The 15,693-nt window shown below is 65.7% G+C and carries 19 protein-coding genes; 5 read left to right on the plus strand and 14 right to left on the minus strand.

Features of this window, described 5'->3' with window-relative positions; genetic code table 11:
• Positions 1-6: 6 nt before the first annotated feature.
• Genes FJ471_RS03020 through FJ471_RS03030 form a run of 3 tightly spaced genes read right to left on the minus strand, consistent with a single transcriptional unit; the run spans position 7 to position 2,686 of the window.
• Positions 7-858 (minus strand): ABC transporter permease, encoded by an 852-nt coding sequence (locus tag FJ471_RS03020; RefSeq protein WP_140801681.1) that lies wholly within the window; start codon positions 856-858, stop codon positions 7-9.
• Positions 845-1,666 carry an ABC transporter ATP-binding protein gene (locus tag FJ471_RS03025; protein WP_140801682.1) on the minus strand — a complete coding sequence of 274 codons (822 nt, stop codon included), beginning with the start codon at positions 1,664-1,666 and terminating at the stop codon, positions 845-847. The genes FJ471_RS03020 and FJ471_RS03025 overlap by 14 nt, the downstream gene beginning before the upstream one ends.
• A gap of 15 nt (positions 1,667-1,681) precedes the next feature.
• On the minus strand, positions 1,682-2,686 hold the full coding sequence (locus FJ471_RS03030) for an ABC transporter substrate-binding protein (protein ID WP_140801741.1): 1,005 nt from the start codon (positions 2,684-2,686) through the stop codon (positions 1,682-1,684).
• A 251-nt stretch (positions 2,687-2,937) separates the two neighbouring features.
• Here FJ471_RS03030 and FJ471_RS03035 point away from each other — a divergent pair, with 251 nt between their 5' ends.
• Both FJ471_RS03035 and FJ471_RS03040 read left to right on the plus strand, forming a co-directional pair.
• Positions 2,938-3,321 (plus strand): RidA family protein, encoded by a 384-nt coding sequence (locus FJ471_RS03035; protein ID WP_140801683.1) that lies wholly within the window; start codon positions 2,938-2,940, stop codon positions 3,319-3,321.
• 67 nt (positions 3,322-3,388) lie between these two features.
• Positions 3,389-4,186, plus strand: coding sequence for a creatininase family protein (locus FJ471_RS03040; RefSeq protein WP_140801684.1), 798 nt, complete (start codon positions 3,389-3,391; stop codon positions 4,184-4,186).
• 9 nt (positions 4,187-4,195) lie between these two features.
• Here the strand turns inward: FJ471_RS03040 and FJ471_RS03045 are convergent, their stop codons facing one another.
• The gene (locus FJ471_RS03045; protein ID WP_140801685.1) at positions 4,196-4,705 is read right to left on the minus strand and encodes a tyrosine phosphatase family protein; all 510 of its coding nucleotides are present in this window, start codon (positions 4,703-4,705) and stop codon (positions 4,196-4,198) included.
• Positions 4,702-5,757, minus strand: a complete 1,056-nt coding sequence (gene cobD, locus FJ471_RS03050; RefSeq protein ID WP_140801686.1) for a threonine-phosphate decarboxylase CobD — start codon at positions 5,755-5,757, stop codon at positions 4,702-4,704. The genes FJ471_RS03045 and cobD overlap by 4 nt, the downstream gene beginning before the upstream one ends.
• Here cobD and cbiB point away from each other — a divergent pair.
• Positions 5,756-6,763: an adenosylcobinamide-phosphate synthase CbiB gene (gene cbiB, locus FJ471_RS03055; protein ID WP_140801687.1), complete on the plus strand. Its 1,008-nt coding sequence runs from the start codon at positions 5,756-5,758 to the stop codon at positions 6,761-6,763. The two genes, cobD and cbiB, sit on opposite strands and share 2 nt — an antisense overlap.
• Here the strand turns inward: cbiB and cobO are convergent.
• From cobO to FJ471_RS03070, 3 genes are all read right to left on the minus strand, one after another.
• Positions 6,760-7,374: a cob(I)yrinic acid a,c-diamide adenosyltransferase gene (cobO, locus tag FJ471_RS03060; RefSeq protein ID WP_140801688.1), complete on the minus strand. Its 615-nt coding sequence runs from the start codon at positions 7,372-7,374 to the stop codon at positions 6,760-6,762. The two genes, cbiB and cobO, sit on opposite strands and share 4 nt — an antisense overlap.
• A 1-nt stretch (position 7,375) precedes the next feature.
• A complete protein-coding gene (gene cobU, locus FJ471_RS03065; protein ID WP_140801689.1) occupies positions 7,376-7,915 on the minus strand; it encodes a bifunctional adenosylcobinamide kinase/adenosylcobinamide-phosphate guanylyltransferase in 540 nt (179 codons plus the stop codon).
• A gap of 124 nt (positions 7,916-8,039) precedes the next feature.
• The gene (locus FJ471_RS03070) at positions 8,040-8,726 is read right to left on the minus strand and encodes a gamma-glutamylcyclotransferase (RefSeq protein ID WP_140801690.1); all 687 of its coding nucleotides are present in this window, start codon (positions 8,724-8,726) and stop codon (positions 8,040-8,042) included.
• A 103-nt stretch (positions 8,727-8,829) separates the two neighbouring features.
• Between FJ471_RS03070 and FJ471_RS03075 the strand changes: the two genes are divergently transcribed.
• The gene (locus tag FJ471_RS03075) at positions 8,830-10,005 is read left to right on the plus strand and encodes an aromatic ring-hydroxylating dioxygenase subunit alpha (protein WP_140801691.1); all 1,176 of its coding nucleotides are present in this window, start codon (positions 8,830-8,832) and stop codon (positions 10,003-10,005) included.
• A gap of 137 nt (positions 10,006-10,142) precedes the next feature.
• Entirely contained in the window at positions 10,143-10,748 is a 606-nt protein-coding gene (locus FJ471_RS03080; RefSeq protein ID WP_140801692.1) for a TetR/AcrR family transcriptional regulator, read from the plus strand.
• 13 nt (positions 10,749-10,761) lie between these two features.
• On the opposite strand, the gene FJ471_RS03085 is transcribed toward FJ471_RS03080, so the two are convergent.
• Genes FJ471_RS03085 through FJ471_RS03110 form a run of 6 tightly spaced genes read right to left on the minus strand, consistent with a single transcriptional unit; the run spans position 10,762 to position 15,690 of the window.
• Positions 10,762-11,334, minus strand: coding sequence for an isochorismatase family cysteine hydrolase (locus tag FJ471_RS03085; protein ID WP_140801693.1), 573 nt, complete (start codon positions 11,332-11,334; stop codon positions 10,762-10,764).
• Between the two features lie 31 nt (positions 11,335-11,365).
• Entirely contained in the window at positions 11,366-12,256 is an 891-nt protein-coding gene (locus FJ471_RS03090) for an MBL fold metallo-hydrolase (RefSeq protein WP_140801694.1), read from the minus strand.
• Positions 12,253-13,326 carry a branched-chain amino acid ABC transporter permease gene (locus FJ471_RS03095; protein WP_140801695.1) on the minus strand — a complete coding sequence of 358 codons (1,074 nt, stop codon included), beginning with the start codon at positions 13,324-13,326 and terminating at the stop codon, positions 12,253-12,255. Before FJ471_RS03095 ends, FJ471_RS03090 begins: the two co-directional genes overlap by 4 nt.
• Entirely contained in the window at positions 13,326-14,213 is an 888-nt protein-coding gene (locus FJ471_RS03100) for a branched-chain amino acid ABC transporter permease (RefSeq protein WP_140801696.1), read from the minus strand. The genes FJ471_RS03095 and FJ471_RS03100 overlap by 1 nt, the downstream gene beginning before the upstream one ends.
• Positions 14,210-14,974: an ABC transporter ATP-binding protein gene (locus FJ471_RS03105; RefSeq protein WP_246684581.1), complete on the minus strand. Its 765-nt coding sequence runs from the start codon at positions 14,972-14,974 to the stop codon at positions 14,210-14,212. Before FJ471_RS03105 ends, FJ471_RS03100 begins: the two co-directional genes overlap by 4 nt.
• A complete protein-coding gene (locus FJ471_RS03110; protein WP_140801697.1) occupies positions 14,971-15,690 on the minus strand; it encodes an ABC transporter ATP-binding protein in 720 nt (239 codons plus the stop codon). The genes FJ471_RS03105 and FJ471_RS03110 overlap by 4 nt, the downstream gene beginning before the upstream one ends.
• Between the last annotated feature and the right edge of the window lie 3 nt (positions 15,691-15,693).

Raw genomic sequence — 15,693 nt, forward strand, 5'->3', positions numbered from 1 at the left:
ACCACCCTACCGCTCCTGCTTCAGCGCGCTCTCGTGCCAGCGGCGCAGGATGAGATGCGACACCAGCGACAGCACCAGGAAGATCAGTATACCGGTGAGCGAGATCAGGATCAGCGCCGCGAACAGGCGCGGCGCGTTGAGCCGGTAGCCGGCCTCGATGATGCGCGAGGCAAGCCCCGACGATTGCCCCTGCGCGCCGGCGACGAATTCCGCCACCACCGCGCCGATCAGCGACAGGCCGCCGGCAATCTTCAGCCCGCCGAGGAAATACGGCATCGCCGCCGGCAGGCGCAGATAGCGCAATTGCTGCCAGCGCGTCGCGCCGTTGAGCTTGAACAGATCGCGCAGGTTTCGGTCGACCGAGTTCAGCCCGAGCGTGGTGTTGGACAGGATCGGGAAGAAGGCGACGATCCAGGCGCAGAGCAGCAGTTTGACGGTCTGGTTGTTCACATAGATGTTGATCAGCGGGAAGATAGCGACGATCGGCGTCACCTGCAGCACGATGGCGAAGGGGAAGAACGACATCTCCACCCATTTCGACTGCGCGAACAGAACCGACAGCCCGACGCCGCCGATGACGGCGAGCAACAGGCTGAGGAAGGTGATCCTGAGCGTCACCAACAGCGAGGAGAACAGCAGGCCCGCGTCGTTGTGCAGCGTCTGCAGCACCACGCCCGGGCGCGGCAGGATATATTGCGGGATCTCGTTCCAGACGCAGATGCGGTCCCACAGCACGATCGCCAGCACCATGATCGCCAGCGGCAGCACCCATTTGCCGATGCGCTCCAGACGCTCCTGGCGGGCGCGGCGCGCCTCCTCCGGATCGAGCTTCAGCGTGGTGTTGTCAATGACCGTCATGGCGGGATCCGGCGGTTGAGTTGATGGCGTCGACCAGCACGTCCGAGGCCTGCCGGCAAAGCGCGGCATAGTCGGGCGAGGTGCGGAACGCCTCGTCACGAGGGTACGGCGCGCTGATGGGCAGTTCGCCATGCACGCGACCCGGCCGCGCGGCCATGACGACGACACGGCTGGACAGGAACACGCTTTCGAAGACGCTGTGGGTGACGAAGACGACAGTGAAGCGTTGGTCCTGCCACAGCTCCAGAAGATCGTTGTTGAGCTTGAAGCGGGTGATCTCGTCCAGCGCGGCGAAGGGCTCGTCCATCAGAAGGATGCGCGGCTTGGTCACCATGGCCCGCGCGATCGAGACGCGCATCTTCATGCCGCCGGACAGCTCGCGCGGCACGGCGTTCTCGAAGCCGGTGAGATGGACGCGCGCCAGCATCTCCGTCACTGCCGGCTCCGCCTTGGCGCGCGACACGCCCTTCAGCCTGAGCGGCAGCCAGACATTGTCGAAGACGCTGGCCCAGGGCAGCAGCGTCGGCTCCTGGAACACGAAGCCGGTGTTCGAGCGGTCGATCGAGCCGCGCCAGTCGAGCTGGCCGGAGGTCGGCGTCGACAGGCCGGCGATCAGCCTGAGCGCCGTCGACTTGCCGCAGCCGGAGGGGCCGAGCAGGCTCAGGAAGTCGCCTTCCCGGATCGCGAGATCCACCTTGCTCAGCGCCGTCACGCCGTTGGAAAAGACCTTGCCGACATTGCGCAACGCAAGCAGCATCGGGGCCTCTTCCGATGCCGCCGGCGTCTCAGCCACTTTGTCCTGGATCATCTCAGGCAGGCCGCCTTACTTCTTCAGCTCCAGCCCGACACCCTTGTTGATGAAGGCCAGCGTATAGGCCTTCTTGATGTCGATGCCCGGCTGCGCAACCTTGGCCTTGACCATCTTGTCGTAAAAACTCTGGATGCGGGCGTCGTTCATGGTGCCGATGCCGAGCTTTTCCGAGTCACCCGAATCGACGACGCCGAACTTCTTCATCTGCTCGATCGAGAAGGCGATCTGTTCATCCGTCATGTCCGGATTGTCCTTCTTGATCATGTCGTTGGCGGCCTTGTTGTCGCCGTAGAGATATTTGTACCAGCCCTTGGCCGAGCCATCGACGAAGCACTGGACGACCTCCGGCCGCTTGTCGATCGTGTCCTGCATCACCTCGACGGTGGTCGAATAGGTATCCCAGCCATAGTCGGCGAGCAGGAACTGGTTCGGCGTGAAGCCGCCCTGCTTCTGCACCGCGAACGGCTCGGACGTCACATAACCCTGCTGGATCGACTTCTTGTTGGCGATGAAGGGCGCCGGGTTGAACGTATAGGGCACGCGCTTGGCGGCGTCGAAGCCGAGATCGGTGACCATCCATTGGAAGAAGGTCTGCGCGCCTTCGTCGCCCATGATGTACTGGTCGGCGTTCTTCAGGTCTTCCCACTTGTCCAGCCCCTCTCCCGGATGGGACATGATGACCTGCGGATCCTTCTGGAAGTCGGACGCGACGACACGCATCGGAATGCCCTGCTGCACGGCGTCGAAAGCCGAAAGCAGATTGCCGCCCATGTAGAAATCGATCTTGCCGGCCAGAAGCATCGGCCGGCCGCTGACCTGCGGGCCGCCCTGCATGATGGTGACGTCGAGGCCGCAGGCGGCATAGGTGCCGTCGGCAACGGCCTGGTAGTAGCCGCCATGTTCCGGTTCGGCCAGCCAGTTGGTGCCGAATGTCACCTTCTCGTTTGCCGCGGCAGCGAACGTGCCCGCCGCCAGCAGGACGACGGCGCCCGCCAGCATCTTTCCTTGTCCGATCATAAACATCACCCTCTCTTGGCCCGGGCGCAACGCGCCGGACTCGACACCATGGAATCAAGAAGCAAGACACATGCCACCGCCTGGGCCGCCTGCTTGTGCGGCAGTCGTTGCCGAGACCGGACGGGTCATGCCATACGCGAGGCATCGTGCCTATTTTTTGGACGCCTGTCCATAATCGCCCCGGCGGCATGCACCGCATCTTGAATGTTTCATGAATCCGCCACTAGGCTGTCGGCGGACAGGAGAATGCCATGTTGAAATACCTCGCGCCCAAGACGATCAAGCCGCCTTTCGCCCGCTACAGCCACGGTGTCGAAATACCTGCCGGAAAGCGCCTGGTGCTGTGCTCGGGCCAGTTGGGCATTGGGCCTGACGATGCCGTGCCGGAGGATGCCGGCGCGCAGACGGAGCTTTGCTTCAAGAACATCGCCGCGATTCTCAGTGAAGCCGGGCTGACCTTGAACGATACCGTGCGCATCAACGCCTTCGTCACCGGCCGCGAACACCTGCAGGCCTATATGGATGTCCGCAACCGGCTCTTTTCCGATCCCGCGCCAGCCTCGACACTGATGATCGTTTCCGGCTTCGCCCGTCCCGAGTTCAAGGTCGAGGTCGAGGTGCTGGCGGCGGGCTGACGGTTGCCCGCAGCCGCCAAGCGCACTAGACCGCCCTCGCGGCGCAGCAGACCATAGGGAGAGTGAAGTGACGACAAGACGTGTATGGTGGGGCGACTACCGGACGACCGAATACGCCTCGATCGACGCCGAAGCGACCATCGCCGTGCTGCCGGTGGCGGCGATCGAGCAGCACGGCCCGCATCTGCCGGTCTCGACCGACACCTCGATCATGGTGGGTATGCTGGAGACGGTGATCGCGCGCCTGCCCGACGATCTCGATATCCGCATCCTGCCGGTGCAGGCTGTCGGCAAGTCGAACGAGCATTTGCACGCGCCGGGAACGCTCACCTTGCCGGCCACCACTTTGGTCGATGCCTGGACCGAGCTCGGCCTGTCGGTCGCGCGCGCCGGGGTCAGGAAACTGATCGTCGTCAATTCGCATGGCGGCAATGAAGAGATCATGGGCATCATCTCGCGCGAATTGCGCGTGCGCGCCAAGATGCTGTCGGTGAAGACGAGCTGGCAGCGCTTCGGCCGCCCGGCCGGCATGTACACCGAGCTGGAGGATCGTCACGGCATCCATGGCGGCGATGTCGAGACCTCGCTGATGCTGCACTTCCGGCCCGACCTCGTCGACATGAGCAAGGCCGACAATTTCGTCTCCAATGTCGGTCGCGCCGAAAAGGAGTTCGCCCTGCTGCGCCACACCGGCACGCACGCCTTCGCCTGGATCGCCAGCGACCTCAATCCGAACGGCGTGGTCGGCGATGCCTCGATCGCCACGGCCGAGAAGGGCCGCCTGACGGCGGAAATGCAGGCCGAAGGCTTTATCAATCTGGTCAGGGACGTGCGCAAGGCGAAGCTTGCGGAGTGGCTGCTTTAGGCCGATGGACTACGCTCTGATATCGAGCTCGAAGGGAACGCCTTCGAAGGCGTCGGCGCCGCGTCCGATCGCCTCGATCGCCGTAATCATGCGGCCATCGCGCTGAAGCAGCATATCGGCGACGGCGATCAGCCGTGGATTGGGCGTCGCCGTCGGCGAGAGAAAACGCAGCGTTTTGGCGAGTTCCATTTCGTCACGCTGCGGCGCCAGCGCCGCGGCGATGATGTAGGCCGACGCGGTCGAGCGGCTGACGCCGGCATAGCAATGCACCACCAGCGGCTTTGCCCGGTCCCAGCGATAGGCGAAATCGAGCAAGGCGCGGACATGCTCCTCGCCCGGCATGGTCATGCCTTCCTGCGCCACGGCGATGTCGTGCATGACCAGATGCAGATGGTTTTCCGCCGGGATCGAAGCCGGGCGGACCACTTCGGTGCCGGCCGCAAGCAGCGACAGCAAGCGCTGCGCACCGGTCCTTGTTACGGTTTCGTCGACTTTCGACAGCGAACAGACATGGATCATTGCCCGATCTCCTTCGGCGCATCCTCGCGCCGCGCAACCCAGCCGGCAAGAGCGCCTTCAAGGCGCTGCCATTCCGCCTCGCTGCCCGGCAAACCGATACGCAAGACCTGCGGCCTGTCGCCAAAATGGCGGACCAGCACGCCGCTCTCGCCGAGCGCCGAAAACAGGATTGAGGCCTCGGCAAACGACAAATAGCGGAACAGGCTGGTGCCGCCGGCGACCGGAACATCGTATCGGCCGAGCAGCGCGTCGAGCCGCAGGGCATCCTGTGCCAGGCGTTCCCGCATATCGGCCTGCCACGCCGTGTCCGACAAGGCGCGGATGCCATACTCCAGCGCAGGGCCGGCCACCGCCCAGGGCCCCAGTTGCGCATCCAGCCGCTCGGCCGTCAAGCGATCGGCGAGCGCAAAGCCGAGCCTTACACCGGCAAGACCGAAGAACTTGCCGAACGAGCGCAGCACGACAACGCCGCCCGCCCCGACATCGCCGGCAAGGCTATGCTCGACCGGGCCGACATCCATGAAGGCTTCGTCGACGACCAGCAGCCCGCCTTTGGCGCGAAGCCGCGCGGCAAGGTCGAGCAGATGGGCCTTTTCGATCACCCGCCCGTCCGGATTGTTGGGGTTGACCAGCACCGCAAGGTCCGCCTCGGCCAGCGCCTCGAAATCACCGACTTCCGCAACCGCATAGCCCGCGATGGCGGCGGCCCTGGCGTGTTCGGCATAGGTCGGGCCGAGGACCAGCGCCTTACCGGGCCGCACCAGTGCGGCGACGCGCGGCAGGAGAATCTGCGTGCCGGGTGCCGCCGCCACATGGGCGGCCGACGGCGCGCCGTAGGTCGAGGCCGCAATTTCGGCCAATTCAAGCAGTTGTCCTGCCTCCGGCAATCGGGACAGGGCGGTGGCGGGCAGGTCGAAAAGCGGATAGGAGTGCGGATTGATACCCGTCGAGAGGTCCACGAAAGGTTTTGGCGCATGAGGAAAAAGCGCGCTTGCGCGGCCAAGGCTGCCGCCATGATCAACCGCCGCAATTGCTCCGCTTAGAAGCTTCATGTCTGTCCTGATCGCTTTCCTGTCACTCGCCGTCGAACGCGCCCTCGGTTATCCGGACTGGCTGTTCAACGCCATCGGCCATCCGGTAACCTGGATCGGCAGGCTGATATCCTTTCTCGATCGCAGGCTCAACCACGCGACCGATTCCGACGAATTGCGTCGCCGACGCGGCGTCCAGGCCTTGCTCGTCATTCTGCTGGTGCCCGGGCTCATCGGCCTGGCGCTGCATGTCCTGCTGTGGACGATGTTCCCAACGGGTCTCGTCATCGCCGCCATCCTCGGTTCCACGCTGCTGTCGCAGAAGAGCCTCGCCGAGCATGTCGAGGAGGTCGCCGACGCGCTGGAGACCGGCGGCCTGACGCTCGGCCGCATCGCCGTCTCGCGCATTGTCGGCCGCGATCCCGAAAAGCTCGACAAGGCCGGGGTCGCGCGCGCCGCGATCGAAAGCCTGGCCGAGAATTTCTCCGACGGCATCGTCGCGCCCGCCTTCTGGACCGGCATCGGCGGCCTTGGCGGCGGCGCGGCCTACAAGGCCGCCAACACCGCCGATTCGATGATCGGCCACAAGACGCCGCAATACGAGGCCTTCGGCCGGGCCGCCGCCCGCTTCGACGACCTGGTCAACCTGCCCGCGTCGCGGCTGACCGGCCTGCTCATCGTGCTGGCGGCCTTCCTTGTCCCGGGCGCCGATCCGCGCGCCGCCTGGCAGGTCATGCGGCGCGACGCCAGGAAACACCGCTCGCCCAATGCCGGCTGGCCGGAGGCCGCGATGGCCGGCGCGCTCGGGCTGTCGCTTGCCGGACCGCGCAGCTATGGCGGCGAGGTCGTCGAGGACGCCTTCATGGGCGAAGGCGGCCGCCGTGAGGCCGAAAGCACCGACATCCGCCAGGCGCTGAAGCTCTACCGCATGGCGGACTGGCTGCTGCTCGGCCTGTTCGCGATCCTGTCGGCGATCGTGATCTACCTGACCATCCAGATCAGCGGTCAAGGCGCCAACGCGCTTTAGAACTCGATGCCCTGCTGGGCTTTCACGCCGGCCGAGAAATGGTGCTTGGTCAGCCCCATTTCGGTGACTAGGTCGGCCGCCTCGACGAGCAGAGGCTTGGCGTTGCGGCCGGTGACGATCACGTGCAGATCGCCCCGGCGCGCCTTCAGCGCCGCGACCACTTTTTCCAGGTCGAGATAGTCGTAGCGCAGGGCGATGTTGAGCTCGTCGAGCACCACGAGGCTGATCGACGGATCGGCCATCAGCTCAAGCGCCTTGGCCCAGGCGGCCTCGGCGGCGGCGATGTCGCGCTTCAGGTCCTGCGTCTCCCAGGTGAAGCCCTCGCCCATCGCGTGCCAGACGACGCGATCGCCGAAAGCCGCGAAGGCGTCCTTCTCGCCGGTATGCCATTTCCCCTTGATGAACTGGACGACGCCGACGCGCTTGCCGTAACCCAGCATCCTCAGCGCCAGGCCGAAGGCGGCGGTGGTCTTGCCCTTGCCCGGCCCGGTGTTGACGATCAGCAGTCCTTTCTCGATCGTCTTGCCGGCGACCTCGGCATCCTGCACCGCCTTGCGCTTGGCCATCTTGGCGCGATGGCGCTCGGCATCCTTATCTTCGATTTCGGTCATGTCATTTCACCTTGAGCGGCAGCCCCGCCACCATCATCAGCACATTGTCGGCTATCGCCGCGACCTGCTGGTTGAGCCGGCCGGCGGCGTCGCGGAACCGGCGCGCCAGCGCGTTGTCGGGCACGATGCCGAGCCCGACTTCGTTCGAGACCACGAACCATGGCCCGCGCGGCCGCGACAGCACATCCGCCAGCCGCCGGCATTCGGCCTCGACATCATGTTCGGCCAGCATGTGGTTGGTGAGCCACAATGTCAGGCAATCGATCAGCACCGGCTGGTGATCCGGCAAGGCCTCGATGGCGCCAACCAGGTCGAGCGGCGCGTCGACGGTGACCCAGCCCTCACCGCGCCGCGACCGATGCAGCGCGATGCGCTCGCGCATCTCGTCGTCAAAGGCCTGCGCCGTGGCGATGTAGGCCCAGGGCGACAGATGGGCTGTCGTCAGGTTTTCGGCATGCGAGCTCTTCCCCGAGCGCGCGCCGCCGAGGACGAAAGTCAGTTTCCGATTGGAAGCTGCGTTCGCGGCTGTCGCGCCGGTCATTTCCTGCCTTCACCTTTGGATGAATGTTGTCGTGGCCATCAGGCCGACGGCGCGACTTTAGGCAGAAGCTCTCCGGCCGGCAAACCAAATTCCGCCACCGCCCGGCGTGATTGCGGCACAGGCGCTACGAAGCGGCGATCCGCGCCGCGACGAGCTGCTGCAACCGCCACAGATGCGCGTCGTGGATGCCCCGCTGCTCGAGATTCTTCACCGTGTTGTAGAGATAGTCGGCACCCGAGCCCCAATGGCCGCAGGAGGTCGCCAGCCTTTCGACAACCGCTTCCTCGCTTAACGGACCGGCATAGGTGGTCCCTTGGCGGTTGATGACGAAGGCCAGCGCCCGCAGCGGACCGCCATCGCTCGTCATATTGAGCAGGCGCGGATGGTAGCTGGTCGGCTTGAGCGTGACCTCGCGCCGCAGGAGCTTGTCGAGTTGCTCGCGCCGGTCGCCGTCGCCGAGCCGAAAGGCGACGCCCTTGCACTGCCCGCCGCGATCCAGCGCCATCATCAGGCCCGGACTTTCCTTGGTGCCGCGCCAGCGCGTCATCTTCATGCAGAAGGATCTGTGCCAGCCGCGCAGCAGCGCCACCCGCTCCTCGACATGCTCGATCTCTGGCTTCCAGATCAGCGAGCCATAGCCAAACAGCCAGAGCGGTTCGTTGGCGGGAAGCTGAGCCTCCAGCTTGCGCGTCATTGCGTCATAGTCGGCGTCATCCAGATGCGCGGCGTCAGGATCGGGTCCCGCATCATCGACCGCGCGAAAACAGCGGGCGACCAGTTCCTCGGTAAGCGACATGGTTCTTGGCAGCATGCGTTCGACCTTAAGGTCCTCGCGCGGCCGCCACAATGCGCGGAGCCGGCAATTGACAACAGCTTTGCCCGGGTGTCGGCTGTTGCCAGCCAGGGAGAAGCCGATGCAGCCCAATCCGAGCGAACGCGATCCTTACAACGGCCTGACCAGCCTCCAGCCGACCTTGCCGTCGGTCGCCTATTGGGACGTCGACGTCTATCGGCGCGACCTGGACGCCATTTGGTACCGAAGCTGGCTGATGGTCTGCCGCGAGGCCGATCTGGCGGAACTCCTGGCCTTCCGGACATTCCGCATCGGCTCGCAGGAGATCGTCGTGCTGCGCGACGAAACCGGCGCGCTGCGGGCCTTCCATAACACCTGCCGGCATCGCGGCTCGCAGCTTTGCCAGGAAAGCGCCGGGCGGCTGAAGGCCAGGCTGCTGACCTGCCCCTACCATGCATGGTCCTATTCGCTGCGCGGCGATCTCGTGCGCGTGCCGTCGAAATCGCTGCCCGAGGGCTTCGACAAGGCCGGTTACCCGCTCTACCGCGTGGCGCTTTCGGTCTGGCGCGGCTTCGTCTTCATCAACCTCGCCGAGGATCCGGTGGGCTCGGCGGAAACCTCTTTCGATCCCGCCTCCGGCGATCTTTCCAACTGGCCGCTGGAGACGCTCGTCACCGGCCATCGGCTCACCAAGGTGATGAACTGCAACTGGAAGATCTTCTGGGAGAATTTCAACGAATGCCTGCACTGCCCGGGCGTCCACAAGGACCTGTCGCGGCTGGTGCCGATCTATGGCCGCGGCCTGATGGCGAGGCATGACGATCCCGAATGGTCGCGCCACGCCGACAATGACGATCCGGAATTCTCAGGCCGACTGCGGGCCGGCGCCGAAACCTGGTCGCGGGACGGCCATGTCCACGGTCCGGTCTTTTCCGCCCTGACCCCGGCCGAACGCGCCGCCGGCCAGACCTACGCCACCTCGCTGCCCTCGATGTTCATCGTCGGCCACGTCGACTATATGCGCACCGTACGGCTCGCCCCGCTCGGTCCCGAGCAGACCGAACTCACCGCCGAATGGCTGTTCGCGCCGGATGCACTGGAGAAGACCGATATCGACAACATCGTCGCCTTCGGCACCCAGGTGCTCGAAGAAGACGCCGCGATCTGCGAGATCAACCAGAAGGGGCTCTGCTCGATGCGCCACGAGGCCGGCGTGCTGATGCCCGAGGAATACGACCTGCACCGTTTCCACGACTGGGTACGCGGCTGCCACACGGCGTTCCAGCAATCAAAATGACTTCGGCATTGAGCGCCAAATGAAAGAACCGCAGAAGCGGGCGTCTCTATGGCGAGGCGGTTTTGACGAACAAGGCTGCAGCTTGATCAGGATTTGGCAAGCAGCTAGGGCAGAATGTCGAATGTCTGAGGTGCTAGATGGTGCAGGTAAAGAAGGCGGAGGTGCGCGGGGCGATCCTCGAAGCCGCGACGCAGCTCTTCTTCGAAAACGGCTACGCCGGCACCTCGGCGAGCGAGATCGGCCAGCGCGCGGGCGTCGCGCCCTCGGCCATCTACAGATATTTCGATTCGAAGCTTGATCTCTTTTTTCAGGTCTACAGTCCCTGGCTGAAGGCCAGGCTTGACCAGCTTGAACGGGAGCTGAAATCGATCGACGGCCACAGGACAAAGGTGCAGCACATAGTCGCGACGATTTGGCGCGAGATCCCGAATGAACAGAACTTCTTTGCCAACAATCTGATGCAGGCCGTGTCGACGGCCATCCCCGCCGATCACTACAGCGGCAATCTGCTCGAATGGTGCGAGCAACATGTGGCGCGGATGCTGAAGGCGGCCGAACCAAAGCCGCTGCATGGCCTGGCGCACTACTCCAGCCTGGCGCATGTGCTCTTCATGTCGTTCAACGGCTTTGTCGTTGGCGCCTATCTCGGGGTGCGCGGCGAGAAGACCGTGCCGGCCATCGAGGCGATGACGGACCTGATCGTCGGTGCGTCGGCACCCGACCTGAAGCCGATCAAGGGCTGATCGCGGCCAGGCGTCAGAATTCCATCTCGTCGAGCGTGACGACCTGAGCGAGCATTGCCATCGCCGCGAACGAAGCCTGCGCGGCCGCGTTATTGGCCGAGCCGCAGCAGTCGCGCACCATGGTGACGGTATAACCAAGATCGGCGGCATGCCTGACGGTGTGCTCGACCGAATATTGCGTGGCCAGGCCTGCGACGGCGACGTGGGTGACGGCGCGCTCACGCAGGATATCCTCGAGGCCGGTGCCCTGGAAAGCATTGTTGCAGCTATGGATCAGCGTCACGTCGCCCGACGCCGGCTCGAAGCCCTGCATGGGCGCTGCGCCCCACGTGCCGCGCTTGAGCGCGCCGAACTCGCCCGCCGCCCTGAACAGCGGGGCGTTCCGCAACAGATCCGAATAGTCCGGCTGGAAGGCGATGTGCACATGGGCCACCAGCCAACCCGCCTCGCGGGCGCGGGAGACAAGCGCCCGTGACCTGTCGAGGAACAGATCGGGGGCCGGCCCCGAGCGATCGACCGCGAAAGGGATCAACCCTTCCGGGTGACAGATGTCGTTCTGGAAGTGCAAGGCGATCAGCGCCTTCATGACCCCATCCTCGTCGTCGGCGAAGCCCGCCTCAAGCCTTCGCGGCGAAATAGCGTATGGCGAAATCGATCCATTCGGGCGCCTCCCAGGCGGGATGCTCGGCGCGCACCCGAGGGCCGAGGATGGCGACGATCTCGTCGGCGCCCTTGCCGGCCTTCAGCTCGGCCGCCACGCGTGATCCGAGGTCGAGCATATAGCCGCGCACGGCCGACAGGATCTCCACTCCGCCGACCGAGCCATGACCTGGAACGACGATTTTCGGCCCCCTCGCCTCGATCGCTGCAAGCACGGACGCCCAGTTGTCGGCGTCGATGTCCGCATCGTCAGGGGGAAACCACGGGAAGATCGGGAAAATGCGCTCCTCGGCGAGATCCCCGACGAAGACGACGCCTGCGTCGGCAACGCTGACGACCTGGTCGCCCCTGGTATGCGCGAGGCCGTAGGTGGTGAGGTCCACCACCCGGCCGCCAAGATCGATCGTCCTTGATGGCCCCTCATAGATCTCGTCCGGCATGACGAGCTCGGTGCCTTCGAGCGCGGCTGCGACGCCGGGGCCGAAGCCGCGGAACATGCCGAGATAGGCAGCACCCTTCGCAGCCAGTTCGTCGCGCTGGGCGCTGTTGTACAGGATGGTCGCGGCGCCTTTGAAGGCCTGGGCGCCGAAACCATGCTCGGGATGGAAATGCGTGAGCGTCAGGATGAGCTTTCGGCCGCCCGCAAGGCGCCTCGCGACATCCAGGACCTTGCGGCCATTCTCCGGTCCCATGCCGGTGTCGACGACGAGCGCGGCGTCCCTGCCGAGCACGATGCCGATGTTGGGCACCAGCGGCACGCGACGGTCGCCGATGACGTAAACGCCTGGCGCGACCTCTGTCGCCTCGTTGGGATCGACCGCGGGCGGCGGGGGCAGATTATCGGTCATTGCGGTTTCCTCGACTGGATTTCCGGAGCGGCGACAGATGACCGGAACGGCCACGAAATCTCCCGGCCGCCGGCTATGCCGTCCGGGCGGAAGAGAATGATGAGGAGCATCAGCAGCGCCAGCAGCACGTCGCCGAGCCCGCCTGGCGCGGCCAGGGTCGTCGTCCCGATCGTGACGCCGACCTCGGCCTGGCGCATCAGCTCGGTGAGCGCGGTGATGACGATCGCGCCGGCCACCGCGCCGGTCAGGCTGCGCATGCCGCCGATCACCAGCATGGCCATGATGAGGAAGGTGAGGTCGAGATAGAAGGTCTCGACCCTGACCGTGCCGAGGAAATGAGCGAGCAGCACGCCGGAGATGCCGGAGAGGAAAGCGCTGACGACGAAGGCCATGAGCCGGTGCAAAACCATGTGGACGCCGGAGGCTACCGCGGCGACCTCGTCCTCGCGCGAGGCCCTCAGCAGCAGGCCCGAGCGCGACTCCTGGTGCAGGAAAGCGATGACGATCGCGGCGACCGCCCAGCCGGCGGAGGTCCACAGGCCGACATAGATCGGCAATCCCATCAGCGAGTTCTGGCCGCCGGTGACGGAGGTCCAGTTGCCGAGCACGACATAGGTGACTACCAGGATGGCGAAAGTGGCGATGCTGGCGGAAATGCCGGAAAGGCGCATCAGCGGAAAGCCGGCCACCAGCGCGACCAGCGCGGCGGATGCGCCGCCCGCCAGCGCGCCGCCCAGCACGGGCCATTCGGCGGCGGCAAGGAAGGCAGGCAGATCCGGCAGGAAGACTCCTTTCGCGGCGGCCGGCATGGTCAGCAGGGCTGAGACATAGGCGCCGATCGCCATGAACGCGACATTGCCGAAGGAGAGTACGCCGGAATTGCCGACGAAGACATAGAGCCCGACCACCGCGACGAGGTTGATGAGCCCCTGGGTGATGCGCCGCTGCATGACGATCGGCGCGAACTCGGCCGCGCCGGCAAGCGCAAGCACCACGATGATCAGGGCGACGAGCGGAAGCCAGCGGCGGCCGGCGCTCTCGTTTGTGGAAACAGCGGGAAGCGTGGCCATCAGATGCGCCCCGCGAGGCCGCGTGCCGGGATAAGGCCTTGCGGCCGGAAGATCAGCACGACGGCGACGCCAACGAACAGGAAGGCTTCGCGGAAGACGCGAAGCTCGGGCGGCAGCAGCGCTTCCAGCAGGATCGTGGCGACGCCGACGAGAAAGCCGCCGAAGGCCGCGCCCGGCAGGCTGCCCAGCCCGCCAATGACGGTGCCGACGAAGGCGATGATGACCAGTTGGAGCCCCATGCGCGGCTGCACCAGCCCGGTCTGGGCCACGAACAGGCAGGCGACCGCCGCGGCGAGCAGGCCGCTGATGGCGAAAGCGGAGGCGATGACGCGATTGGCGCGGATGCCGAGCACCTCGGCCATGCGGAAATTCTCGGCGGCCGCGCGCATTTCGAGGCCGAGCCGGGTCGATTTCAGGAACCAGGTCGTGGCCACCAGGAGCACGACGCTGACAAGTATCGTGACGAGTTGGAGAAGCTGCAGCCTGACGCCCGCGATCTCGACCTGGCCCGCAAGCATCGGCAGGAAGTCCACGCCCTTCGGCCGGGACCCGACCAGCATGATCATCATCTTCTCGATAAGGAAGCTGACCGCAAAGGAGGCAATCAGCAGTGTCGCCGGGTCGGCGCCGCGCAGAGGGCGGAAGGCCATGCGCTCGACGACAAGGGCGAGGAGCACCGCGCCGGCGACGGCGCCGAGCACGGCAAGCACCGCCGATTGCGCGAAGAAGAGCAGCACGGCGTAGCCCGCGATCATGATGAGCTGCGCGTGCGCGAAGTTGATCAGCCGCATCACTCCGAAGATGAGGCCGATGCCGAGCGCGGTGAGCGCGTAGAGCCCGCCGACACTGACCGCGTCGACAAGAACCTGGACTGCCTGCCCGATCATGCCGCTCCCGCTTTCGCCATGGCGACGCCGAAATAGGCCGCATCGAAGGCGTCGTGGCGCTCGATCTCCGCCGGCGTGCCGGCAAGGGTGAAGACGCCGCGGCTCATGACGCAGGCGCGGTCGGCGAGCGCGAAGGCTCGCGCCGCGTTCTGCTCCACCAGAAGCAGCGACACCCCCTGGCTGCGTATCTGACGCAAGATGTCGTAGACCTTGTCGACGATGTTGGGCGCAAGCCCGAGCGAAGGTTCGTCGAGCATCAGGAGGCGCGGCCTGGAAAGCATCGCGCGGGCTATGGCCAGCATCTGCTGCTCGCCGCCGGAAAGCTGGCCCGCCGGCTGATCGCGGCGTTCGCCGAGGATCGGGAAGTCGGCGAACACACGGTCGATGTCGGCGGACACCGAGGCATCGCGCCTTGGCGTTGCGCCGAGCCGGAGATTTTCCATCACGGTCAGGCTGCCGAAGATGTTGCGTCCCTCGGGAACCAGCGCGACGCCCTCGCGCACGACATCGGAAAGCGCGATGCCGGCGAGCGGCCTGCCGGCGATGCGGATCGAGCCGGCAGAGGGACGGACTATGCCGGCGATTGCCGACAGGAGCGAGGTTTTGCCGGCGCCGTTCGGTCCGACGATGGCGACGGCTTCACCCGCATCGATGGCCAGGTCGACGCCTTGCACTGCGGCGATGGCGCCATACCGGATGACCAGCCCGCCGAGTTCGACCAGGCGTCCGCCCGGCGAGGTGAGATCGCGAGGGACCGTCATGCCGCCGCACGGCCCAGATAAGCGGTGCGCACGGCCGGATCGGCCATGATCTCGTCGGGCCGTCCGGACGCGATCGTCTTGCCGCCGCCGAGCACGTGAATGCGGTCGCAGAGGCTCATGACCAGCGCCATGTTGTGCTCGATGACAAGGATGCCGCAGCCATAGCGGTCGCGGATCGAAAGGATCGCGCGCTTGAGGTCTTCGGCTTCCGCCGCCGCCAGTCCGGCCGCGGGTTCATCGAGCAAAAGGAAGCGCGGCTCGAGTGCCAGTGCGCGCGCCAGGCCGGCGCGGCGCTCCTCGCCGTAGCTGAGCGAGCTTGCCGGCTGTGCCGCGCGACGGAGGAGGTCGAAATCGGCGAGCAGCGCGCGCACCCGCCGTCTCGCCGCCGCGCGGCCGAGGCCGCATGCGACAAGCCCGACCTCGACATTCTCGGAGACAGTCAGCCCTCGGAAGAGCCGCACCGCCTGGAAGCTGCGCACGATGCCGGCACGGGCGAAAGCCCGCGGTCTGTGCCCCGTCATGTCGCTGCCGGCCAGCGTGATCGCGCCCGAGTGCGGCCGCTGGAAGCCCGACAGCATATTGACCAGCGTGGTCTTGCCCGCGCCGTTCGGCCCTATCAGGCCAAGCACCTCGCCGGGCGCGATGGCGAGCGACACATCGTCATTCGCCACCAGCCCGCCAAAGCGGACAGACACGCGTTCGGCCGCGAGTTTCAAGGC

Source organism: Mesorhizobium sp. B2-7-1 (genome assembly GCF_006440735.1).
GTDB lineage: Bacteria > Pseudomonadota > Alphaproteobacteria > Rhizobiales > Rhizobiaceae > Mesorhizobium.